At 69.0% G+C, this 21,231-nt stretch carries 19 protein-coding genes; 7 read left to right on the top strand and 12 right to left on the bottom strand.

Annotation, left to right across the window (positions count from 1 at the left end; all coding sequences use genetic code 11):
- Window positions 1-4: 4 nt before the first annotated feature.
- From ACS5PN_RS29630 to ACS5PN_RS29645, 4 genes are all read right to left on the bottom strand, one after another.
- Window positions 5-2,218 carry a putative bifunctional diguanylate cyclase/phosphodiesterase gene (locus ACS5PN_RS29630; protein WP_439467614.1) on the bottom strand — a complete coding sequence of 738 codons (2,214 nt, stop codon included), beginning with the start codon at window positions 2,216-2,218 and terminating at the stop codon, window positions 5-7.
- Between the two features lie 117 nt (window positions 2,219-2,335).
- Complete coding sequence (locus ACS5PN_RS29635; RefSeq protein ID WP_439467615.1) at window positions 2,336-4,597, bottom strand: YgiQ family radical SAM protein; 2,262 nt, start codon at window positions 4,595-4,597, stop codon at window positions 2,336-2,338.
- A gap of 86 nt (window positions 4,598-4,683) precedes the next feature.
- Entirely contained in the window at window positions 4,684-4,890 is a 207-nt protein-coding gene (locus ACS5PN_RS29640; RefSeq protein WP_293504209.1) for a cold-shock protein, read from the bottom strand.
- A gap of 169 nt (window positions 4,891-5,059) precedes the next feature.
- Window positions 5,060-5,281 carry a (2Fe-2S)-binding protein gene (locus ACS5PN_RS29645; protein WP_439467616.1) on the bottom strand — a complete coding sequence of 74 codons (222 nt, stop codon included), beginning with the start codon at window positions 5,279-5,281 and terminating at the stop codon, window positions 5,060-5,062.
- 106 nt (window positions 5,282-5,387) lie between these two features.
- Here ACS5PN_RS29645 and bfr point away from each other — a divergent pair, with 106 nt between their 5' ends.
- Window positions 5,388-5,864, top strand: a complete 477-nt coding sequence (bfr, locus tag ACS5PN_RS29650; RefSeq protein ID WP_439467617.1) for a bacterioferritin — start codon at window positions 5,388-5,390, stop codon at window positions 5,862-5,864.
- Here bfr and ACS5PN_RS29655 read toward each other — a convergent pair.
- Genes ACS5PN_RS29655 through ACS5PN_RS29670 form a run of 4 tightly spaced genes read right to left on the bottom strand, consistent with a single transcriptional unit; the run spans window position 5,861 to window position 9,637 of the window.
- Entirely contained in the window at window positions 5,861-6,430 is a 570-nt protein-coding gene (locus tag ACS5PN_RS29655) for a flavin reductase family protein (RefSeq protein ID WP_439467618.1), read from the bottom strand. The genes bfr and ACS5PN_RS29655 overlap by 4 nt on opposite strands.
- The gene (locus ACS5PN_RS29660) at window positions 6,430-6,903 is read right to left on the bottom strand and encodes a cyanophycin metabolism-associated DUF1854 family protein (protein WP_439467619.1); all 474 of its coding nucleotides are present in this window, start codon (window positions 6,901-6,903) and stop codon (window positions 6,430-6,432) included. The genes ACS5PN_RS29655 and ACS5PN_RS29660 overlap by 1 nt, the downstream gene beginning before the upstream one ends.
- Complete coding sequence (locus tag ACS5PN_RS29665; RefSeq protein WP_439467620.1) at window positions 6,904-7,398, bottom strand: RidA family protein; 495 nt, start codon at window positions 7,396-7,398, stop codon at window positions 6,904-6,906. It lies immediately after the preceding gene.
- Complete coding sequence (locus ACS5PN_RS29670; protein WP_439467621.1) at window positions 7,391-9,637, bottom strand: cyanophycin metabolism-associated ABC transporter; 2,247 nt, start codon at window positions 9,635-9,637, stop codon at window positions 7,391-7,393. The genes ACS5PN_RS29665 and ACS5PN_RS29670 overlap by 8 nt, the downstream gene beginning before the upstream one ends.
- An 89-nt stretch (window positions 9,638-9,726) precedes the next feature.
- Here ACS5PN_RS29670 and ACS5PN_RS29675 point away from each other — a divergent pair, with 89 nt between their 5' ends.
- Window positions 9,727-11,901: a cyanophycin synthetase gene (locus tag ACS5PN_RS29675; protein ID WP_439467622.1), complete on the top strand. Its 2,175-nt coding sequence runs from the start codon at window positions 9,727-9,729 to the stop codon at window positions 11,899-11,901.
- 7 nt (window positions 11,902-11,908) lie between these two features.
- Window positions 11,909-14,479 carry a cyanophycin synthetase gene (gene cphA / locus ACS5PN_RS29680; RefSeq protein ID WP_439467623.1) on the top strand — a complete coding sequence of 857 codons (2,571 nt, stop codon included), beginning with the start codon at window positions 11,909-11,911 and terminating at the stop codon, window positions 14,477-14,479.
- Here the strand turns inward: cphA and ACS5PN_RS29685 are convergent.
- Both ACS5PN_RS29685 and ACS5PN_RS29690 read right to left on the bottom strand, forming a co-directional pair.
- The gene (locus ACS5PN_RS29685) at window positions 14,476-15,204 is read right to left on the bottom strand and encodes a substrate-binding periplasmic protein (protein WP_439467624.1); all 729 of its coding nucleotides are present in this window, start codon (window positions 15,202-15,204) and stop codon (window positions 14,476-14,478) included. The two genes, cphA and ACS5PN_RS29685, sit on opposite strands and share 4 nt — an antisense overlap.
- A 38-nt stretch (window positions 15,205-15,242) precedes the next feature.
- Window positions 15,243-16,004: a substrate-binding periplasmic protein gene (locus ACS5PN_RS29690; protein ID WP_439467625.1), complete on the bottom strand. Its 762-nt coding sequence runs from the start codon at window positions 16,002-16,004 to the stop codon at window positions 15,243-15,245.
- Between the two features lie 142 nt (window positions 16,005-16,146).
- Here ACS5PN_RS29690 and ACS5PN_RS29695 point away from each other — a divergent pair, with 142 nt between their 5' ends.
- The 4 genes from ACS5PN_RS29695 to ACS5PN_RS29710 all read left to right on the top strand — a co-directional run bounded on the left by ACS5PN_RS29695 (window position 16,147) and on the right by ACS5PN_RS29710 (window position 19,497).
- Window positions 16,147-16,614, top strand: coding sequence for a group I truncated hemoglobin (locus ACS5PN_RS29695; protein WP_439467626.1), 468 nt, complete (start codon window positions 16,147-16,149; stop codon window positions 16,612-16,614).
- Window positions 16,611-17,618 carry an MBL fold metallo-hydrolase gene (locus ACS5PN_RS29700; protein WP_439467627.1) on the top strand — a complete coding sequence of 336 codons (1,008 nt, stop codon included), beginning with the start codon at window positions 16,611-16,613 and terminating at the stop codon, window positions 17,616-17,618. Before ACS5PN_RS29695 ends, ACS5PN_RS29700 begins: the two co-directional genes overlap by 4 nt.
- 68 nt (window positions 17,619-17,686) lie before the next feature.
- Window positions 17,687-19,132, top strand: coding sequence for an ArnT family glycosyltransferase (locus ACS5PN_RS29705; RefSeq protein WP_439467628.1), 1,446 nt, complete (start codon window positions 17,687-17,689; stop codon window positions 19,130-19,132).
- Window positions 19,129-19,497 carry a GtrA family protein gene (locus ACS5PN_RS29710; protein WP_439467629.1) on the top strand — a complete coding sequence of 123 codons (369 nt, stop codon included), beginning with the start codon at window positions 19,129-19,131 and terminating at the stop codon, window positions 19,495-19,497. The genes ACS5PN_RS29705 and ACS5PN_RS29710 overlap by 4 nt, the downstream gene beginning before the upstream one ends.
- On the opposite strand, the gene ACS5PN_RS29715 is transcribed toward ACS5PN_RS29710, so the two are convergent.
- Both ACS5PN_RS29715 and ACS5PN_RS29720 read right to left on the bottom strand, forming a co-directional pair.
- Window positions 19,484-20,275: a ChbG/HpnK family deacetylase gene (locus tag ACS5PN_RS29715; RefSeq protein ID WP_439467630.1), complete on the bottom strand. Its 792-nt coding sequence runs from the start codon at window positions 20,273-20,275 to the stop codon at window positions 19,484-19,486. The two genes, ACS5PN_RS29710 and ACS5PN_RS29715, sit on opposite strands and share 14 nt — an antisense overlap.
- A complete protein-coding gene (locus tag ACS5PN_RS29720) occupies window positions 20,275-21,231 on the bottom strand; it encodes a glycosyltransferase family 2 protein (protein WP_439467631.1) in 957 nt (318 codons plus the stop codon). The genes ACS5PN_RS29715 and ACS5PN_RS29720 overlap by 1 nt, the downstream gene beginning before the upstream one ends.

The following is a 21,231-nucleotide window of genomic DNA, read 5'->3' on the forward strand; positions in this document are numbered from 1 at the left end:
CCCGTCAGCGCGGCATCCAGGTTTCCAGCTGCTCCGCCGGCATGGGCCTGGCGAACAGCCAGCCCTGGCCCTCGTGGCAGCCCAGGCCGATCAGGTACTGGCGCTGCTCCTCGGTCTCGATGCCTTCGGCGATGACGGTCAGGCCCAGGCCACGGCCGAGGTTGACGACCATCTGCGCGATGGTGGAACCGGCGGACGAGGTCTGCGCCTCCTGCACGAAGGCGCGGTCGATCTTGAGGCGGTCGACCTGCAGCCGGCGCAGCTGGCTGAGGGACGAGAAGCCGGTACCGAAATCGTCGATGGCGACGCTGAAGCCCAGGCGTTTGATCTCGGCCAGCACGCGCAGCACGAGGTCGGCGTCTTCCATGGCCATGGACTCGGTGATCTCGAGCTCGATGTGCTGGCCGTTGACGCCGCAGTCCTGCAGCGCGCCCGCCAGCATGTCGATGAAGCCGGGATGGCGGAACTGGGCCATGGACACGTTGACGGCCATGCGGAAGTCGGCGTGGCCCAGGGCCTGCATCTTCTTCAGCTGGGCGCAGGCGGTGCGCATGACGAACTCGCCGATGGGAATGATGAGGCCGCTCTGCTCGGCCAGCGGGATGAACTGGTCGGGCGGGATGAAGCGGCCGTCCAGCGTCTTCCAGCGCAGCAGGGCTTCGGCGCCAATGACGCGACCGGTCTCGAGGCTGACCTGGGGCTGGTAGACGACGAAGAGCTGGCTCTCCTCGAAGCCGGTGCGCAGTCCCTTGAGCAGCTTGAAGCGCTCGCGGGCATCGCTGCCCATGGCGGCCGAGAAGTATTGGGATGAGCCGCGCTGCTGCTGCTTGGCGCGCTTCAACGCGATCTGGGCGTCGAGCAGCAGCTCGGAGCCGACGGCCTTGGATTCGCCCAGGCGCACCAGGCCCGTCGTGGCCGACAGCTGCAGGCGCTCGCCGGCGACGATGAAGGGATCGGCGAAGACCGTGTTGACGGTCTCGGGGCAGACCTTGCCATGCTCTCCAAGCACGCCGAAGGTGTCGGCACCGACGCGGGCCATGGCCGTGTTCAGGCCCAGCATCTCGCTCATGCGGTGCACGACGGCCTGCAACACCTGGTCGCCGAAGTGGTGGCCGAAGGCGTCGTTGATGTCGGAGAAGTCGTCGATGTCGATCAGCGCCAGCGTGACACCCGACGGGTCCTTCAGGTTCTTGTCCAGCAGCTCGACGAAGCGGTTGCGGTTGGGCAGGCGCAGCAGCGGGTCGTTGTAGGCCTGGTCCAGCAGCTGGCTGTACAGCACCACGTTCTCGAAACCGACCGAAATGTTGGAGCAGAAGGCCTTGAGCAACTGCTGGTCGAGCTCGTCGAGCTCGCGGCCGACGTCGACGAGCGCCGCCATCGCGCGGCCCTGGCCCATGCCGAAGTACAGCACCGTGCCGTCGTCGTAGAGGTTGTGCTCTTCCCGCAGGCAGCGCTCCAGGCGGTCGCGCACGGTGGCGATCTTGACCTGGGCCAGCGGGCGGTCGATGAGGCCGCTGTATTGGCCGGCGGCCGCGACGATGCGCACCTCGTCACCGGTCTCGCCGCCGACATGGGCGCAGACCAGGCCTTCGGGCAGGATGCCGAGCAGGGCGCAGAGCTGGGTGACGACGCCCTCGGCAAAGCGGCTCAGGCCGCGCATGCGCGACAGCGAGGTGCTGCTCTCGACAATCATCTCCAGGCCGCGGCGGTTGGCTTCCAGCGCGCAGATCTGGCGGTAGGAGCGCACGGCCGCGGTCAGCACCGTGTACAGGCGCGTGCGGGTCAGCTCCGACTTGGTCTTGTAGTCGTTGATGTCATAGGCCTGCACCGTCTCGATCTCGGGCGCATAGCCGGGCTGGCCGGTGCGCAGCACGATGCGCACGGCGTTCAGGCGCAGCTCGTCGCGGATGTGGCGCACCAGTTGCAGGCCGGCGTCCTCGCTCTCCATGACGACGTCCAGCAGCACGACGGCCAGGTCATCCTCGCTGGCCAGCAACTGGCGGGCCTGGGCGGCGGAGGAGGCATGCAGGAAGACGAGGGGCTGGCCTTCGACAGTCAGGCCCTGCATGGCCAGCTCGGTGGCCTTGTGGACGTCACCGTCGTCGTCGACGATGAGGATGCGCCAGGGCCGATCGTGCGGGCGATGCTCGCCTTCGGCATGCTCGGGTTCGTCGAGCAGCTCGAGCAGGTCGTCGTCAACGGCGGGCGAATCGTGCATGGGGGCGAGGGCTCCGGGGCTGGGGCGCCGTGGCCCCTTCTCGTCAAGAGCCGCAAGCGTACGGCATCCTCAGGCCGGCCGCCACGAAAAGCGCGGGCAAATGTCCCGCTGCTCGCCTTAACGCTTACCGGGTTTGCCCGGACGCGGCGCGCTGTTACGACTTGCCCCCGTCACCCGCGGCGGCAGGCCGGTGTGCTGGGTCAAGAGCTGGCCCTTGCGCGGCGTGGCCGCCTTGGCCGCGGGCTTGGTGGGCGTCGAGTTCTTGCGGCGCGCGCTCTCGTAACTGCCGTCGGTGACCGGCTGGTAGCTCGGGATCAGGTGGTGCTTGCCGTTGCCGATCAGGTCGGCCCGGCCCATGGCCTTGAGGGCCTCGCGCAGCATCGGCCAGTTGTTGGCGTCGTGATAGCGCAGGAAGGCCTTGTGCAGGCGGCGGCGGCGCTCGCCGCGCACGATGTCCACGCTCTCGCCACGCGTCTCGTCGCGGCTGATGCCCTTCAGCGGGTTCTTGCCCGAGTGGTACATGGCCGTGGCCGTGGCCATGGGGCTGGGGTAGAAGGTCTGCACTTGGTCGGCGCGGAAGCCGTTCTTCTTCAGCCAGACGGCGAGGTTCATCATGTCCTCGTCGCTGGTGCCGGGGTGGGCGGCGATGAAATAGGGAATCAGGTACTGCTTCTTGCCGGCCGCGGCACTGGCGGCCTCGAACATCTGCTTGAAGCGGTCGTAGCTGCCGATGCCCGGCTTCATCATCTTGGACAGCGGGCCGTTCTCGGTGTGCTCCGGCGCGATCTTCAGGTAGCCGCCGACGTGGTGCGTGACGAGCTCCTTCACGTACTCGGGCGACTGCACGGCCAGGTCGTAACGCAGGCCCGAGCCGATGAGGATCTTCTTGACGCCCGGCAGCGCACGCGCGCGGCGGTACATCTTGATCAGCGGGTCGTGGCTGGTGTTCAGGTTGGGGCAGATGCCCGGATAGACGCAGCTGGGCTTGCGGCAGGCCGCCTCGATCTCGGGGCTCTTGCAGCCGATGCGGTACATGTTGGCCGTCGGGCCGCCCAGGTCGGAGACGATGCCGGTGAAGCCCTTGACCTTGTCGCGCATCTCCTCGATCTCGCGGATCACGGAGTCTTCCGAGCGGCTCTGGATGATGCGGCCCTCGTGCTCGGTGATGGAGCAGAAGGTGCAGCCGCCGAAACAGCCGCGCATGATGTTGACGCTGAAGCGGATCATTTCCCAGGCCGGGATCTTGGTCGCGCCGTCGTGGCCACCGGTCTCGTCCGCATAGCTCGGGTGCGGCGCGCGGGCATAGGGCAGGTCGAAGACGTGGTCCATCTCCGGCGTCGTCAGCGGGATGGGCGGCGGGTTGATCCAGAGGTCGCGCTCGCCATGGCGCTGCACCAGCGCGCGGGCATTGCCGGGGTTGGTCTCCAGGTGCAGCACGCGGTTGGCGTGGGCATACAGGACCGGGTCGCTCTTGACCGTCTCGTAGGCCGGCAGGCGCACCACGGTGCGCTCGCGCGGCGGCATGGCGATGCGGCCGGTCTTGTGGATCTTGATCGGCTTGGCGCCGTCGTCATTGGACGCGCAGGCCTTGTTCTCTTCGATGATCTGGTAGGGGCTGATCAGCTCGTCGATGCGGCCCGGGCGGTCCACCTCGGTCGAGTCCAGCTCAAACCAGCCCTCGGCCGTCGGGTCGTTGTCGCGGCGCATGAAGGCGGTGCCGCGCACATCGGTCAGGGCCTCGATGGGCTCGCGGCGGGCCAGGCGGTGGGCGATCTCGACGATGGCGCGCTCGGCATTGCCATAGACCAGCAGGTCGGCCTTGCTGTCCACCAGCACCGAGCGGCGCACCTTGTCCTGCCAGTAGTCGTAGTGGGCGATGCGGCGCAGGGACGCCTCGATGCCACCGATGACGATGGGCACGTCCTTGAAGGCTTCCTGGCAACGCTGGGTGTAGACCAGGGTGGCGCGATCGGGGCGCTTGCCGCCTTCGCCGCCGGGCGTGTAGGCGTCGTCGCTGCGGATTTTTCGATCAGCCGTGTAGCGGTTGATCATGGAATCCATGTTGCCGGCGGCCACGCCGAAGAACAGGTTGGGCTTGCCCAGGGCCTTGAAGGCGTCGGCGCTGTTCCAGTCCGGCTGGGCAATGATGCCGACGCGAAAGCCCTGGGCCTCCAGCGTGCGGCCGATGACGGCCATGCCGAAGCTGGCATGGTCGACGTAGGCGTCGCCCGTGACGATGATGATGTCGCACGAATCCCAGCCCAGCTGCTCCATCTCGGCCCGGCTCATGGGCAGGAAGGGCGCGGGGCCGAAACGCTTGGCCCAGAAGGGGCGGTAAGCGGTCAGGGCCTTGGGCGGCGAAACAGGCAGTGCGGACATAACCGGCAATTGTCGGGGCGGACCCAGAAAGCACAAAGCCCGCGCAGGGCGCGGGCTTGGACATCAGGGCCGAAGCCGTGACGGATTTACAGCGCGCGGATGTTCGCGGCTTGCAGACCCTTGGGGCCCTGCTTCACTTCGAACTCGACCTGGGCGCCTTCGGCCAGGGTGCGGAAACCGCCGTTGTTCTTGATTTCGCTGTGGTGGGCGAACAGGTCCTTGCCGCCGTCAGCGGGGGTGATGAAGCCGAAGCCCTTGCCGTCGTCGAACCACTTGACGATGCCGTTTTGCATGGTGCTCATGAGAGTTTCCTTGGTGTTGTTGAATCAAATTCGCCCTCAGCCCGAGCGGCTGCGGCAAAACACAACACACAAGATCAGACAGGACGGGCGCCGGCGGCAGATGCCGACCGAAGGATGGGATTGTAGGGGCAGCCCACCGGTCCGCCCGGACTGGCTGTCGTCAGGCCGGCATCAGCATGGGGATGGCGACGGCCGCATGGCGGGCCCGGGCACCGCCCTGGACGCGGCTTTCCTCAAAGACTTCGCAGGCGCAGTCCCGGCAGGCACCGCAGGCCGTGGCCACGCGCAGGTCGTCCTGCAGGGCCTCGAAATTCGGGCAGCCGCTGGAGGCGGCAACTGCGATGTCGCGATCGGAGACGCGGTGGCAGACACAGACAATCATGGGTGCGAAGTCTAATGCGAATCGGTCTCATTTGCAAAAAGAGCGGTTTTGCCGAAGGGCTTTCGCTCGCGATACTGGCGGCAAATTCACGAATCTGGAGCCCTCCATGAAAGGCGACCCCCAAGTCATCGCCCACCTCAACGCCCAGCTCAAGCTCGAGCTGACCGCCATCAACCAGTACTTCCTGCATGCCCGCATGCTGAAGAACTGGGGCCTGATGAAGATGGCCAAGCATGAGTACGAGGAGTCCATCGAGGAGATGAAGCACGCCGACAAGCTCATCGAGCGCGTGCTGACCCTGGACGGGCTGCCTAATCTGCAGGACCTGGGCAAGCTCTACATCGGCGAGAACGCCGTCGAGACGATGGAGTGCGACCTCAAGATCGAGAAGACCGGCTACGCCCACCTGAAGGACGCCGTCGCCTACTGTGAGAGCGTGCGCGACTACGTGTCCCGCGAGCTGTTCGTCGCCATCCTGGACGACACCGAGGAGCACATCGACTACCTCGAGACCCAGCTCGAGCTGGTCAACACGGTCGGCCAGCAGAACTATCTGCAATCGCAGATGGGCGAAGCGAGCTAAGCGAGCTTTCGCGCCTGCACGGCCTGGGCGGCGATGCCGAACAGGCCGGCACCCAGGTGGTGCAGGGTGTGGAGGTCGGCATTGGCCTCGGTCGGCGCCAGCCAGTGGCCGCCGCTGAAGATGCGCTCGTCGGCCTGGGCCGACACCACCTCGCCGAAGAAGCAGTCATAGGCCGCCTGGGCATGCGGCTCCTCGATGAGGCGGCATTCCATATGCGCGACGCAGCCGCGCAGCAGCGGCAGGCCCAGCACGGGCCCGGCGTCGGCCTGCAGGCCGAAACGCTCGAACTTGTCGGCCTCCAGGCCGCTCTCGCTGCCCAGGGTGTAGACCAGATCGGCCTGGAGCCTTCCCGGCACGCTGAGCACGAAATGACCTGAATCCAGCACCAGCCGGCGCGTGAAGGTGCTCTTGTCGATGACAACGACCACCCGCGGTGGCGTGAACTCCACCGGCATGGACCAGGCCGCCGCCATCAGGTTGCGACGCCCGCCGTGGGCGCTTCCCACCAGCACCGTCGGCCCGTGGTTGATGAGCCGGCTGGCGTGGCGCAGCTCGACGGGCTGCATCACAGAAAGCGTTCCAGCAGTTTCTTGGAGTGCTTGTCCAGGGCCCAGCGGTCGGCCACCTGCAGTTGCACGCCATGGGTGGACGTGATCAGCAGCCGGCCCTCTTCCAGGCGGCGGATGTCTTCCTCGCTCTTCAGCACGAAGTCGACCTCGCCGCGGTCGGTCTCGATGCGCCAGGTGCTGGGCGTGGCGAAGGTGTTGACCGAGATCAGCCGCTTCAGCGTCGGATGGAACTCGCGGGCGGCCAGCTCGGCCTCCAGCAGGCGGCGCGGGCCTTCGGGCAGGGCCGACAGCCGCTCCACCCAGGCCAGCTCGTGGCCGTGGGAGCCGACCAGGGACAGGCCTTCGTCAGGCGCCGAAATGGGGTGGGCGCGCACCGGCGTGACGGCCACATGGGCGTCGCCATTCAGGTCGGTCAGCACCAGCCGGCCATGGGCGTCGATGCGCAGGTCGCGGAAAGGCAGCGTCGTCATTCAGGCCTCCACGCAGGCGGCGATCAGGTCGAGTTCGACCGCCGCATTCTTGGGCAGCTGCTGCACGCCCACGGAGGTGCGCGTGTGCGCACCTCCCGCGCCCAGCACCCGCCAGACCAGGTCGGAGGCGCCGTCGGCCACCTCGCTCTGCTGGGTGAAGCCGGCGTCGCAATGCACGAAGACCGTCATCCGCAGCACGGCCTGAAGCTTGTCGAGGCTGCCCAGCTCCTGGCGCAGCAGGGTCAGGGCCCGCAGCGCGCAGATGGCCGCGGCGCGTTTGGCGCGCTCCATGCTCACTTCGGCACCGACGACGCCCGTCACGGCGACGTGGTCGCCGATGCGGGGAATCTGGCCGCTCAGATAGATCGTCCGGCCATCGCGCACCAGCGAGCTGTAGCGCCCGCCGATCTGCAGGGGGACGTTGGGGTCGAAGCCATGTTCCGCGCTGGCGGCGTCCAGCTCGCGGTCACGTTCGTGCAAGGTGGTATCAAGCATCGGCGGTATGGGCGCTGGGGTTGGGGGTGACGGCATGGTCTTCCAGGTCTTCCTGGTCGACGCGCCGAGCTTGGGCCTCCCACAGGCGCCAGTAATGGCCCTGGCGGGCGATCAGTTCGTCGTGCGGCCCGAGTTCGACGATCTCGCCGCGGTCCATGACGACGAGACGGTCGGCCTTGCGCAGCGTGGACAGGCGGTGGGCGATGGCGATGGTGGTGCGGCCCTTCACGAGGTTGTCCAGGGCGCGCTGGATTTCCTTCTCGGTTTCGGTGTCGACCGCCGAGGTGGCCTCGTCGAGGATGAGGATGGCCGGGTCGATCAACAGGGCGCGGGCGATGGAGATGCGCTGGCGCTCGCCGCCCGAGAGGCCCTGGCCACGCTCGCCGACCAGGCTGTCGTAGCCATGCGGCAGGCGCAAGATGAACTCATGGGCATGGGCCGCACGCGCGGCGGCGACAATCTCGTCGCGGCTCGCATCGGGCTTGCCGTAGGCGATGTTCTCGGCAATGGTGCCGAAGAACAGGAAGGGCTCCTGCAGCACCAGGCCGATGTGGCGGCGGTAGTCGGTCACCTTGATGCGGCGCAGGTCCACACCGTCGACCTTGATGCTGCCCTCGGTCACGTCGTAGAAGCGGCAGATCAGGTTGACCAGCGTGCTCTTGCCTGAGCCGCTGTGGCCCACCAGGCCCACCATCTCACCGGGGCGGATGTCCAGATTGAGGTTGCGCACGACGGAGCGCGAGCCGTAGCGGAAGTTCAGGCCCTGCATGGAGATCGCGCCGGTCACGTTCTCGAAGGGCTGCGGGTTGACCGGATCGGGCACGTTGGAGACGTGATCCAGGATGTCAAAGATGCGCTTGGCGCCGGCCGCGGCCTTCTGCGTCACCGACACGATGCGGCTCATGGAATCCAGCCGGCCGTAGAAGCGGCCGATGTAGGCCAGGAAGGCGGTCAGCGTGCCGACGGTGATGCTCTGGTGCGAGATCAGCCAGATGCCCACGCCCCAGACCACCAGCAGGCCCATTTCGGTCAGCAGCGCGACGCTGGGCGTGAACAGGCTCCAGGTCTTGTTGAGGCGGTCGTTGACCTGCAGGTTCTTCTGGTTGGCCTCACGGAAGCGCGATGCCTCGCGCTTTTCCTGCGCAAAGGCCTTGACGACGCGGATGCCGGGGATGGTGTCGGCCAGCACATTGGTGATCTCGCCCCACACGCGGTCGATCTTCTCGAAGCCGGTGCGCAGCTTGTCGCGAACCAGGTGGATCAGCCAGGCGATGAAGGGCAGCGGCACCAGGGTGGCCAGCGCCAGCCCGGGATGGATGCTGAACAGGATGACGGAGGTCATCGCCAGCATCAGCACGTCGGTGATGAAGTCCAGCGCATGCAGGCTCAGGAAGACCGAGATGCGGTCGGTTTCGGAGCCGATGCGCGACATCAGGTCGCCGGTGCGCTTGTTGCCGAAATACTCCAGAGACAAGCCCAGCAGATGCTCGAAGGTGGCCGTGCGCAGGTCGGCGGCGATGCGCTCCGACACCAGCGACAGCAGATAGGTCTTGGCCCAGCCCAGGGCCCAGGAGAACAGCGCGGCGCCCAGCAAACCGCCCAGCAGCAGCATGACGAAGCCAGGGTCGATGGCCTGGCCGTTCTGGAAGGGGATGAGCACCTTGTCCATCAAGGGCATGGTCAGATAGGGCGAGACCAGCGTCGCACCGGTCGCGCCCAGCATCAGCGCAAAGCCGAGCAGGAGCTGGCCCTGGTAGGGCCGGGCAAAGCGCCACAGCCGCAGCAGCACCCAGGTGCTGGGCGGCTTGCTGGCCTCGCCGAAATCGAAGGCCGAGTCCTCGCCCTCGTCGGCCTCTTCGTGCACCACATGGCCGGAGACGCGCTGCACCTCGCGGGCGAAGGTGTCGGCAAAACGCACCGCTGGCGGGTTGCAGGCCAGCGTGAAGCGCCAGCGCGCCAGGCGCTGCTGGCTGTCGAACAGCTCCATGAAGGCCAGTCCGCCATGGTCGCTGAGCTTCAGCGACTGCCCCGGCGCCAGCGGAAACTCGCTCCAGCTGCCGCCACGCGGTTCGAAGCTCAGCAAGCGTGAATTCGTCAGCGCGATCAGCCCCTGGGCGAAGTGGCCCTGGGCGTCCAGGTCAACCTCCAGCAGGGCCACCACGTTCTCGCCAGCAAGAAGCCGCCCCTGCAGGGCAGCCGTTTGTGGATGAGGCGGGGTCACGGAAGGAAGGTCTTGCATGTTGTTGTTTGCTCTTACGGACGCAGCCGATTCTCCTTCATGACTTCGGCGCACAATTCCACGCGCTGGCCCTGCCTACCCCCTACCTCATGAGCAAAAAAGAAGACATCCGCCTGCTGCGCGTCAACTACCTGCGCGGGCCCAATATGTGGACCTACCGGCCGGTGCTGGAAGTCTGGCTGGATCTCGGCGAACTGGAAGACCATCCCAGCCACCAGCTGCCCGGCTTCAACGACCGCCTGACGGCCGCCCTGCCCAACCTCATCGAACACCACTGCGGCGTCGGCGAGCGTGGCGGCTTCCTGGAAAGGCTGCGCGAAGGCACTTGGTGCGGCCATGTGCTGGAGCACATCGTCATCGAGCTGCTCAACCTGTCCGGCATGCCCACCGGCTTCGGACAGACGCGCAGCACCAGCCAGCGGGGCGTCTACCGCATGGTGTTCCGGGCGCGGGACGAGCAGGTCGCGCGGGCTGCGTTGGCTGAGGGTCATGCCTTGATCATGGCCATGATCAACGACGTGGCATTCGACGTGCCCGCTGCCGTCGCCCGGGTGCGGGACAAGCTGGACGACTGCTACCTCGGCCCGTCGACCGCCGCCATCGTGGCCGCCGCGACCGACCGCCGCATCCCCCACATCCGCCTGAATGACGGCAATCTCGTGCAGCTCGGCCATGGCGCCCGCCAGCGCCGCATCTGGACGGCCGAGACCGACATGACCAGCGCGATTGCCGAGGGCATCGCCGGCGACAAGGACCTGACCAAGACCCTGCTGAAGGCCGTGGGCGTGCCCGTGCCCGCGGGCGAGGAGGTCAAGAGCGCCGCCGAGGCCTGGCGCGCCGCCCAGGACATCGGCCTGCCCGTCGTCATCAAGCCCAGCGACGGCAACCACGGCCGCGGCGTCACGCTGGACATCCAGAACGAGGCCGACTGCGCTGCCGCTTTCGAACTCGCCGACAAGGAAGGCTCGTCGGTGCTGGTGGAGAGCTATATCCGCGGCAACGAGCACCGCGTCCTCGTCGTCGGTGGCCAGGTGGTGGCCGCCGCGCGCGGCGAGGCCGCCTGGGTGCATGGCGACGGCACGCACACCGTCGCCCAGCTGATCGACCTGCAGATCAACACCGACCCGCGCCGTGGCCTGACCGAGGACTTCCCGCTCAACCGCATCACGCTGGGCGAAGACCCCGTCGTGCTGCTGGACCTGCAGCGGCAGGGCGTCACGCCCGAAACCGTGCCGGCCGCTGGCAAGGGCGTGCTGATCCAGCGCAACGGCAATGTCGCCATCGACTGCACGCCCGAGGTCCACCCCGAGGTGGCCCATGCCGTGTCCCTGGCCGCGCGCACCATCGGCCTGGACATCGCCGGCGTCGACCTCGTCACCGAGGACATCTCCAAGCCCCTGAGCGAGACCGGCGGCGCCATCGTCGAAGTCAATGCGGGCCCGGGCCTGCTGATGCATCTGAAGCCCGCCGGCGGCGCGCCCCAGCCCGTGGGCCAGGCCATCATCGACCACCTCTTCGCCGAAGACGAGTCGGGCCGCATCCCCATCGTCGGCGTGGCCGGCTCGCGCGGCGGCCACCAGATCTCGCGCCTGGTCGCCTGGCTGCTGCACCTGAACGGCCGCCATGTCGGCCTGGCCTGCAAGGAAGGCCTCTTCCTGGGCACGCGCCGCGTCGAGAAGCGCAACAGCGCCCGCTGGGACGCCGCCCATCGCCTCTTGATGAACCGCGGCGTCAATGCCGTCGTCGTCGAGAACGACCCCGCGTCCATCCTGCGCGACGGCCTGGCCTATGACCGTGCCGCGGTCGGTGTCGTGACCGACATGGACGGCATCGAAGCCCTGGCCGAGTTCGACGTACAGGACAGCGACCAGCTCTACAAGGTGCTGCGCACCCAGATCGACGTCGTGCTCAGCGACGGCGCCAGCGTGCTGAATGCCGCCCACCCACGCCTTGTGGACATGGCCGAGCTCAGCGACGGCGAGGTCGTCTTCTATGCCGAAGACGGTGCGCTGGAGGCCATCCAGCACCACCGCGACCGCGGCGGCCGCGCCGTCTTCCTGCGCGGCGGCGCCGCCGTGCTGGCCCAAGGCCCCGCCGAGACGCCCGGCGCCAATATCGAGGCCCTGCTGCGCCGCTTCGGCGCCGCGGCCACCGACGCCTCCACGCTGCTGGCCGCCGTGGCCGCCGCCTGGGCCCTGGGCATCTCGCCCGAGCTCATCGCCGCCGGCCTCGACACCTTCGTCCCCGAACTCCACCTCGCATAAACAGAACATGGACGTTTCCCGCACCCGCGCCCTGCGCGGCCCCAATATGTGGAGCCGCCACACGACCATCGAGGCCGTCGTGCACTGCCAGGATGCCGAGCGCTCGCTCGAACGCCTGCCCGGCTTCGAGGCCCGCCTGCGCCAGCTCTTCCCCACCATCGGCGAGCTGCGCGCCGACACCTCGCTGGCCCAGGTGCTGGAGCAGGCCACGCTGGCCCTGCAGGCCCAGGCCGGCTGCCCGGTCACCTTCAGCCAGACCCATGTCACGCCCGAGGCCGGCACCTACCAGGTCGTCATCGAGTACAGCGAGGAAGACGTCGGCCGCCTGGCCTTCGAGCATGCGCTGAAGCTGGTGCTCGCGGCGCTGAACGGCGGCGAGTTCGATGCCGATACCGTGCTGGCCCAGCTGCGCGAGCTGGACGAGGACATCCGCCTCGGCCCCTCCACCGGTTCCATCGTCAACGCCGCCATCGCCCGCGGCATCCCCTTCCGCCGCCTGACGCAGGGCAGCCTGGTGCAGTTCGGCTGGGGCGCCAAGCAGCGCCGCATCTGGGCTGCCGAGGTCGACGCGACCAGCGCCGTGTCGGAATCCATCGCCCAGGACAAGGACCTCTGCAAGCGCCTGCTGCAGGCCGCCGGCGTGCCCGTGCCCATCGGCCGCCCGGTGGAGTCGGTGGACGACGCCTGGGCCGTGGCCGAGGAGATCGGCCTGCCCGTCGTCGTCAAGCCGCAGGACGGCAACCAGGGCAAGGGCGTGACGGTCAATGTGACGACGCGCGAGGGCATCGCGGCAGCCTACAAGGCGGCCGACGAGATCGGTCCCGTCATGGTGGAGAAGTTCCTGCCCGGCTCCGACTACCGCCTGCTGGTCATCGGCGACAAGCTCATCGCCGCCGCGCGCCGCGACCCGCCGCACGTCATCGGCGACGGCACGCACACCGTCAAGGAACTGGTCGACAAGGTCAATGCCGACCCGCGCCGCGGCGACGGCCATGCCACCTCGTTGACCAAGATCCGCTTCGACGACATCGCCGTCGCGCGCCTGGTCCAGCAAGGCCTGGCGCCCGAGTCCGTGCCCGAGAAGGGCCAGCGCGTCATCCTGCGCAACAACGCCAACCTGTCCACCGGCGGCACGGCCACCGATGTGACCGACGACGTGCACCCCGAAGTGGCCGCCCGTGCGATTGCCGCGGCCCAGGTCGTTGGCCTGCATGTCTGTGGTGTGGACGTGGTCGCCGAGAGCGTGCTGCGCCCGCTGGAGGAGATCAGCGGCGGCATCGTCGAGGTCAATGCCGCGCCGGGCCTGCGCATGCATCTGAGCCCCAGCTTCGGCAAGGGCCGCAATGTCGGCGAAGGCATCATCGGCCACCTGTTCGGCAGCAGCCAGAAGTCGGGCGGCGCCGAGGACGGCCGCATCCCGGTTGTCGCCGTCACCGGCACCAATGGCAAGACCACGGTCACGCGCCTGATCGCCCACATGTTCGCCAGCTGCGGCCTCAAGGTCGGCATGACGAACACCGACGGCGTCTATGTCGACGGCCGTCAGATCGACAGCGGCGACTGCTCCGGCCCCAAGAGCGCCCGCAATGTGCTGATGCACCCCGACGTCGAGGCCGCCGTGCTGGAGACCGCCCGTGGCGGCATCCTGCGCGAGGGCCTGGGCTTCGACCGCTGCCAGGTCGCCGTCGTCACCAATGTCGGCGCGGGAGACCACCTCGGCATGAACTTCCTGCACACGGCCGAAGACCTGGTGCTGGTCAAACGCGTCATCGTGCAGAACGTCGCTCCCAACGGCTATGCGGTGCTGAACGCGACCGACCCGTTGACGGCCAGCATGGCCGCCATCTGCCCCGGCCAGGTCATCTACTTCGCCGCCGACCGCCACCACCCGCTGATGGCCACCCACCGTGCCCAGGGCAAGCGCTGCGTCTACGTGGACGGCGACCAGCTCGTCGCCGCGCAAGGCGTCTGGCGCGAGAGCATCCCGCTGCGCGACATCCCCATCACGCGCAACGGTGTCATCGGCTTCCAGGTCGAGAACGCCATGGCCGCCGTCGCCGCCGCCTGGGGCGTAGGCCTGGACTGGGACACCATCCGCCGCGGCGTGGCCAGCTTCGCCAACGACGCCGACAACGCGCCGGGCCGCTTCAACGTCATGGACTACCGCGGCGCGACCGTCATTGCCGACTACGGCCACAACGGCGACGCGATGAAGGCCCTGGTCGGCGCCGTGGCGGCCTTGCCGGCCAAGACGCGCAGTGTCGTCATCAGCGGCGCCGGTGATCGCCGCGACGAGGACATCCGCGTGCAGACCGAGATCCTCGGCGCGGCCTTCGACGAGGTCATCCTCTACGAAGACGCCTGCCAGCGCGGCCGTGAGGCCGGCGAGGTCGTGGCCCTGCTGCGTTCGGGCCTGGAAGGCGCTTCGAGGACGAAGCACATCGAGGAGATCGTCGGCGAGTTCATCGCCATCGACCGCGCGCTGTCACGCCTGCAGCCGGGCGACCTCTGCCTGGTGCTGGTGGACCAGGTGGAAGAGGCGCTGGCCCATCTGGCCAGGCGGATTGCCGAGGGCTAGCGGTATTTGCCGAGGATACGATTCAGTTCGCCCTCGGCCATCAGGCCCTGGATGGCGGTGTTCAGTGCCTTCAGCGTCACCTCGCTGCGCGGCGACAGGCCGCATTGCCCCAGCACCTCGGCCACGACCAGCGGCGGGTGCAGGGCCAGCGTGAAGCTGCCGATGCGGCGCTGGTAGTCCAGCAGGCGCCGCCCCGTCAGCACATGCGAGACGCGCCCCAGTTCCAACTTGCGCAGATTGGCCACGGCGTCCGGCGCATCGTCGCGCACCAGGCCCGTGCCCAGGGCCGCGGCCGCTTCGGGATAGGCATAACCGAGCACGGCGCCGACGGGCTGGCCCGCGATGGCCATGAGGCTCGCCGGCGCCGGCGTCATGGCCGCTGTCACCAGCACGGTCTGGTCAGGGATGAAGGCGCGGGTCCATGCAAAGGGACCGGGCAGCCAGGCGCTTTGATAGTCGCAGACAAGATCGGCCTCGCCACTCTGCAGGGCCTGGGCGATGCGCTTGCGCGGCAGGGCCCTGACCTGCACGGGCCGACCCAGCCGGCGCGCCAGCGCCGCGCCCAGATCGGCATGCAGGCCCTCCAGCACGCGCGAGCCCTCGATGCGCGCCTCCGGCATGACGGCACTGGTGTCGACCACCATGACCAGGGGCGTCTCGCCGGCTGCGGTCCCCGCCAGACCGGCCATCCAGAAAAGCATCCCCATCACGCGCCATCGCCTCATGGCGGGCATCATAGAAAGCCGCTGCGAAGTCGCCGGGGTCAGCGATATCTGGAAAACAGCCGGTTGAGCTCGCCCTCGGACACCAGGCCCTGGATGGCCGTGTTCAGCGTCGCCAGGCCCACCGGGCTGCTCGGCGACAGCGCGCACTGGGCCATCACCTCGGACACGACCAGCGGCGGATGCAGGGGCAGGTGGAAGCGACCGATGCGCTGCTGGTACTCCAGCACGCGCCGGCCCGTCAGCGCATGGCGCACGCGACCCAGCTCCAGCTTCTGCAGATTGGCCACGGCATCGGGGGCGTCATCGCGCAGGAAACCGGAACGCAGCGCGTCCGCCATCTCGGGATAGACATAGCCGCGCACGGTACCGATGGGCTGGCCCGCCAGCGCGGTCAGCGCCACCGGCGCCGGCGCCGAAGCCGCGCTGATCAGCAGGGCCTGGTCGGGGATGAAGGGCCGGCTCCAGGCAAAGGCGCCGGGCAGCCAGTCGCTCTGGTAGTCGCACAGCAGATCGCCCTCGCCGCGCTGCAGGGCCTCGGCCAGGCGCTTGCGCGGCACCGGCTTGGCGACCAGCTCGCGGCCCAGGCGGCGGGCCAGGGCCTGCCCCAGGTCCAGGTGCAGGCCCTCGACGACACGGTCGCCCTCGATGCGGGCCTGGGGCATCAGCGCGCTGGTCTCCACCAGCATCACCAGGGGCCGCGGTGGCTCGCCGCGGGCGAGCGTGGACAGCAGCAGGGCGAACACGCCGCCCAGCCCCCATCGCTCCCAACGACGCCACGCCTTGACCATGGGGCGAATCATGCCGCGGGCGCCAAGCCCATGACCACCCAGGGTGGATCGAGGCGGGTGCGACCGTGACCGGCGCACGAAAAGCCGGCGACCTGCCCCCCGTTTGCGGGGCGCCGTCGCTAGACTGGCCCGTCGTCCTCCCAACGCCCGAACGATGAAGTTCCGCCTGCTGCTCACTGCCCTCGCCCTGGTCCTGGCGACACCGCTGGTCCAGGCGCAGTCCCAGCCCGGCACGGTCATGCCCGGCACGGCGCCCATCCCGGCCGACGACCGCCTCTACCGCGAGCTTGGCGGCAGGGAGGCCATTCAGGCCTTCACCAACGACTTCTACGACAGCATGCTGCAGGACGCGCGCATCGCGCACTTCTTCGACGGCATCAACATGAAGCACCTCAAGCGCGTGCTGGCCGACTACTTCTGCGTCGTCGCCGGTGGCCCCTGCATCTACGACGGTGTCGGCATGAAGGACGCGCATGCCCACCTGGGCATAGGCAAGGGCGACTTCAACACCCTGGTCGAGCATCTGCAGCGCGCCATGGACAAGGCCAACGTCCCCTTCGCCACGCAGAACCAGCTGCTGGCTCGCATGGCCTTCTTCCATCGCGACATCGTGACGAAGTGAGCAAGCCGGCCCATCACCGCGACGGGCATTTCCAGAACAACCGCGGCGACTTCGAGCCCAAGTCCCTGGCCGAGGTGATCCGCTGGAAGTGGCATGCCGCGCGGCAGGGCCTGCCCAAGCGGCCGCTGGCACCCATCCCGACGCAGCCGGCCGACCTGGCCTTCATCCACGCCAACCACGGCGCCACCCAGCAGCCGGCCGTGACCTGGATAGGCCACGCCACCGTGCTGGCCCAGCTCGGTGGCCTGAGCCTGCTGACCGACCCGATCTTTTCCGAGCGCGCCTCGCCCTTCTCCTTCGCCGGCCCGAAGCGCGAGCAGCCGCCGGGCGTCGCCCTGGCCGAGCTGCCCCACATCGACGCCGTCGTCGTCTCGCACAACCACTACGACCACCTCGACCTGCCCTCCTGCCGCACGCTGGCCCACCAGCCCGGCGGCAGCCCCCTCTTCGTCGTGCCCCTCGGCCTCAAGGCCTGGTTCCAGGCCCGTGGCATCGCCCGCGTCGTCGAGCTCGACTGGTGGCAGTCCGAACGCCTCGGTGAGCTGGAGATCTTCCTCGTGCCGGCCCAGCACTGGTCGGCCCGTGGCCTGAACGACCGCATGAAGACGCTGTGGGGCGGCTTCGCCGTGTTCGCGCCCGACTGCCAGCTCTTCTTCGCCGGCGACACCGGCTATTCGCGCGACTTCAGCGACATCCGCGAGCGCTTCGCCGAGCGCCAGCGCGCCGGCGGCTTCGACATCGCGCTCATCCCCATCGGCGCCTACGAGCCGCGCTGGTTCATGCAGAGCCAACATGTCAATGTCGAAGAGGCGCTGAAGATCCACGCCGACCTGGGCGCCCAGCGGTCGCTGGGCGTGCACTGGGGCACCTTCGAGCTGACCGACGAATCGCTGGACGAGCCGCCGCGGCAGCTGGAACGCCAGCGTGCCGACCTCGGCATGGCCGAGGACGCGTTCTTCACGCTGGCCGTTGGCGGCACGCGGCGCATTCCGCGCCGGCGCTGACGCTTACCCGCAAGCCCGGCACAAGCTCGGCGTCAAGCGCCGTCACGGTGGCCGCCTAGGCTGGTGGCATGTCTGCGTTCCCGTCGTTTCTTCGTCGCCTGCCTGCCGGGTGGCCTCTTGCATTGCTGGCCCTGTGGCTGGTCGCCCTGGCCAGCTGGCGGCCCGTCGCCCTGCCCGACGAGGGCCGCTACGGCGGCGTCGCCTACGAGATGCTGCGCAGCGGCGACTGGCTGACGCCCACCCTCTACGGCCTGCCCTATTTCCACAAGCCACCGCTGATGTACTGGCTGGACATCGTGGCCATGCAGCTGCTCGGCCCCACGCCACTGGCCCTGCGCGCCGCACCCCTGATCGGCGCCTGGGTGCTGGGCCTGGCGCTGTGGATCGAGGCCCGCGCCCGCTTGGGGCCGGACGCCGCTCGCCAGGCCCTCGCCACGCTGGCCGTGCTGCCGCTGTTCTACCTGGCCGGCCAGTACGCCAACCACGACATGCTGGTGGCGGGCTGGATCTCGCTGGCCATCGTCGCCGCGCGGCGCGCGCTGGCGCCCGCGCGGCACAGCCTGGCCTGGCTGTGCACGGCCTGGGCTGCGATGGCCCTGGCCCTGCTGTCCAAGGGGCTGATCGGTATCGTGCTGCCGGGATTGGTCGTGCTCCCCTGGCTGCTGTGGAACCGTCGCTGGGCCGCGCTGCGCTTTGCACTCCATCCGCTGGCGCTGGCGGTGTTCGCGGCTCTCGCCCTGCCCTGGCTGCTGGCCATGCAACAGCGCTATGCCGGCTTCTTCGACTACTTCATCGTCGAGCAGCATTTCCGCCGCTACACCGGCACCCACTTCAACAATGTGCAGCCCTGGTGGTTCTTCATCGCCGTGCTGCCGTTGGGCACGCTGCCGGCCAGCCTGCGCCTGGCCGGGGCGCTGCGACGCATCAGCTTCGACGCGTGGTGGGTCGCCGTCATCATCGTTTTCTTCTCGCTGCCGCGCTCCAAGCTGGTCGGCTATGTGCTGCCGGCGCTGCTGCCGCTGGCCCTGCTGCTGTTTGAGGCCTGGCGCGATCGCCGCGGGGCGCGCGCGGCATGGATGGTCAGCGCGCTGATCTGCGTGGCCGCCGTGCCCGCCCTCGTGCGCTGGGGCAAGCCCGACCATGCCGATGTCGGCGCCGCCCTGCAGGCCCGCCTCGCACCCGGCGACCGCGTGCTGGTCACCGACGAGCCCTTCTTCGACCTGCGCCTGCAGGCCCGTCTCGCACAGCCCCCTGCCGTGCTGGCCGACTGGGACGCCCTGCGCAGCCAAGGCGGTGACAACTGGCAGCGCGAGCTGATGGACGCGGCGCGCTTCGACCCCGCCCACGGCGAGGCCGTGCTGTGGACGCCTGCGCGGCTGGCGCAGGAGCGCTGCCGGCCCGGCCGCCTGTGGCTGGTTGCACCGCCGGCCGCCGCCCTGCCCGGAGCACGGGCCGTTTTCAGCGGCCGCAGCGCGACGCTGTTTGAACTGCCGCCGGCGGCGGCCTGCCCATGAAGCGGCTGCTGCGCTATGCGGCGGTCGGCGCCGCCGCGACGGCGGCCCACTACGCGCTGCTGGCCGTGACCGTCGAAGCCGCGGGCTGGCCGGCCTGGCTGGCCTCGGGCGCAGGTGCCCTGCTTGGCGCCCAGGTCGCCTTCTGGGCCAATCGGCGCTACACCTTCAGCCACCAGGGGCCGTGGTGGCCGGCCTGGTGCCGCTTCCATGTGACGGCCGGCGCCGGCGCGCTGCTGGGCATGGGGCTGGTGGCTGCGGGCGTGCTGGCCGGGCTGCACTATCTGCTGGCGCAGACCGCCGCGACCTTCGTCGTCATGTTGGCCGGCTTTGCAGCCAACCGTGCCTGGACCTTCAGGCCAGGCTGATGCCGAACTCGGCGAGGTCGGCCGCGAACCCGGGGCCGGCCAGATAGGCCATCTCGTTCAGCCGCGCCGCGGCGATGGCGTCGCCCGGCTCGGGCTCGCCGTGCGCCGGGTGGCAGAACAGCAGGGCCCGGTCCGGCGCCTCGCGCAGCCAGCCGCGCATCAGGGCGCGGTAGTCGGCATGCGGGTTGAAGCCATAGACCCCGAGCAGCGCCGGCATGCCGCGCACACGGCGCGCCCGCATCTGGGCGGCCAGGGCGCGACCGCCGCAGGCCTCGATGACGCGGCGCTTGAAGGCGAAGCCGGGGCCGAGCACACGACCCGTGTTGCGCAGCGGCAGGCCCAGGCTTTGCGCGGCGGCCAGCACGATGGGACGCACGCCGGGCAGGGCATGCACATGCTGGTGACCATCGATGAAATGAGGGGCGCGGCCGACGCTGGTGACGAAGCGCTGCAACTGGGCCTGGAATTCATCGGCCAGGGCCGCAGGCAGGCGGCCGAGAAAGGCCTGCGTCATCAGCGTTCCCAGCCTCGGGAAATGCGGCCAATGCTCACGCAACGCCGAGCTCAGCGGCACGCCTTCGGTCAGGTTGAAGTGCAGGCCGGTCGCGACGCTGCTGTCGCGCAGGGCCGGACCGGCGACGCTCCAGCGCGGCGGCGTGACGAGGCAGCTCAGCGCATTGATGCGGCGCTGCTCGGCCAGCGCCAGGATGCCGCGGTCCACGGCGGGGCCGAGGCCGTAGTCGTCGGCGCAGACGGTCAACCGGCGCTGCGGCTGCATCAGGACGGGTTGCCCGTGTCCAGCGCGACCAGGTAGACCGGACGCTGCTTGACCTCGTCGAAGATGCGGCCGACGTACTCGCCGATGATGCCGATGGACAGCAGCTGCACGCCGCTGAAGAACATCAGGCCGACGACGACGGTGGGCCAACCCGGGATGGGGTGACCATAAAGCAGGTGCTCGGCGACCAGCCAGGCGCCATAGGCCAGGGCGCCGACGGCGATGACGCCGCCCAGGGCGCTCCAGATGCGCAGCGGCAGGTTGCTGAAGGCGGTCACGCCGGTGAAGGCCAGATGCAGCAGCCGGCTGATCGAGAAATGGCTGCGGCCGCTGGCACGCGGCCGCGGCGTGTAGGGCAGGAACTCGGTGCGGTAGCCGACCCAGGCGTAGAGACCCTTCATGAAGCGGTTGCGCTCGGGCAGGGAGTTCAGCGCCGTGACCACGCGCCGGTCCAGCAGGCGGAAGTCGCCCGCATCCGGCGGGATGTGCAGCTGGGTGAAGGCGTTGACGAAGCGGTAGAAGAGCCGCGTGCCGAAGCGCTTCAGCGGCCCCTCTTCATCGCGGTTGGCACGCACGGCGCAGACCATGTCGGCGCCGCGCAGCCAGGCCTCGTGCATGGCCGCGATGAGCTCGGGGGCATGCTGGCCGTCGGCATCCATCAGCAGCACACGGTCGGCATCGGCCAGGGCCAGGCCGGCGGTCAGAGCGGCCTCCTTGCCGAAATTGCGCGACAGCTTGACGTAGCGCAAGGGCAGGCCCGCGGCGCGCGCGGCCAGCGCGACGGCGGCGGTATCGTCGCTGCTGCCGTCGTCGACGAGGACGATGCGCCACTGCGGCGTCAGGCGACCCAGGAGCAGGCCGAGCTGAGTGAACAGCGCGGGCAGGTTGGCGGCCTCGTTGAACGCTGGCAGAACCACGTCAAGGCTGGCGCCGGGGAGACGGGTCGCGGCAGGCAT

The sequence above is a fragment of the Roseateles sp. NT4 genome, assembly GCF_051857475.1.
Taxonomy (GTDB): domain Bacteria; phylum Pseudomonadota; class Gammaproteobacteria; order Burkholderiales; family Burkholderiaceae_C; genus Pelomonas.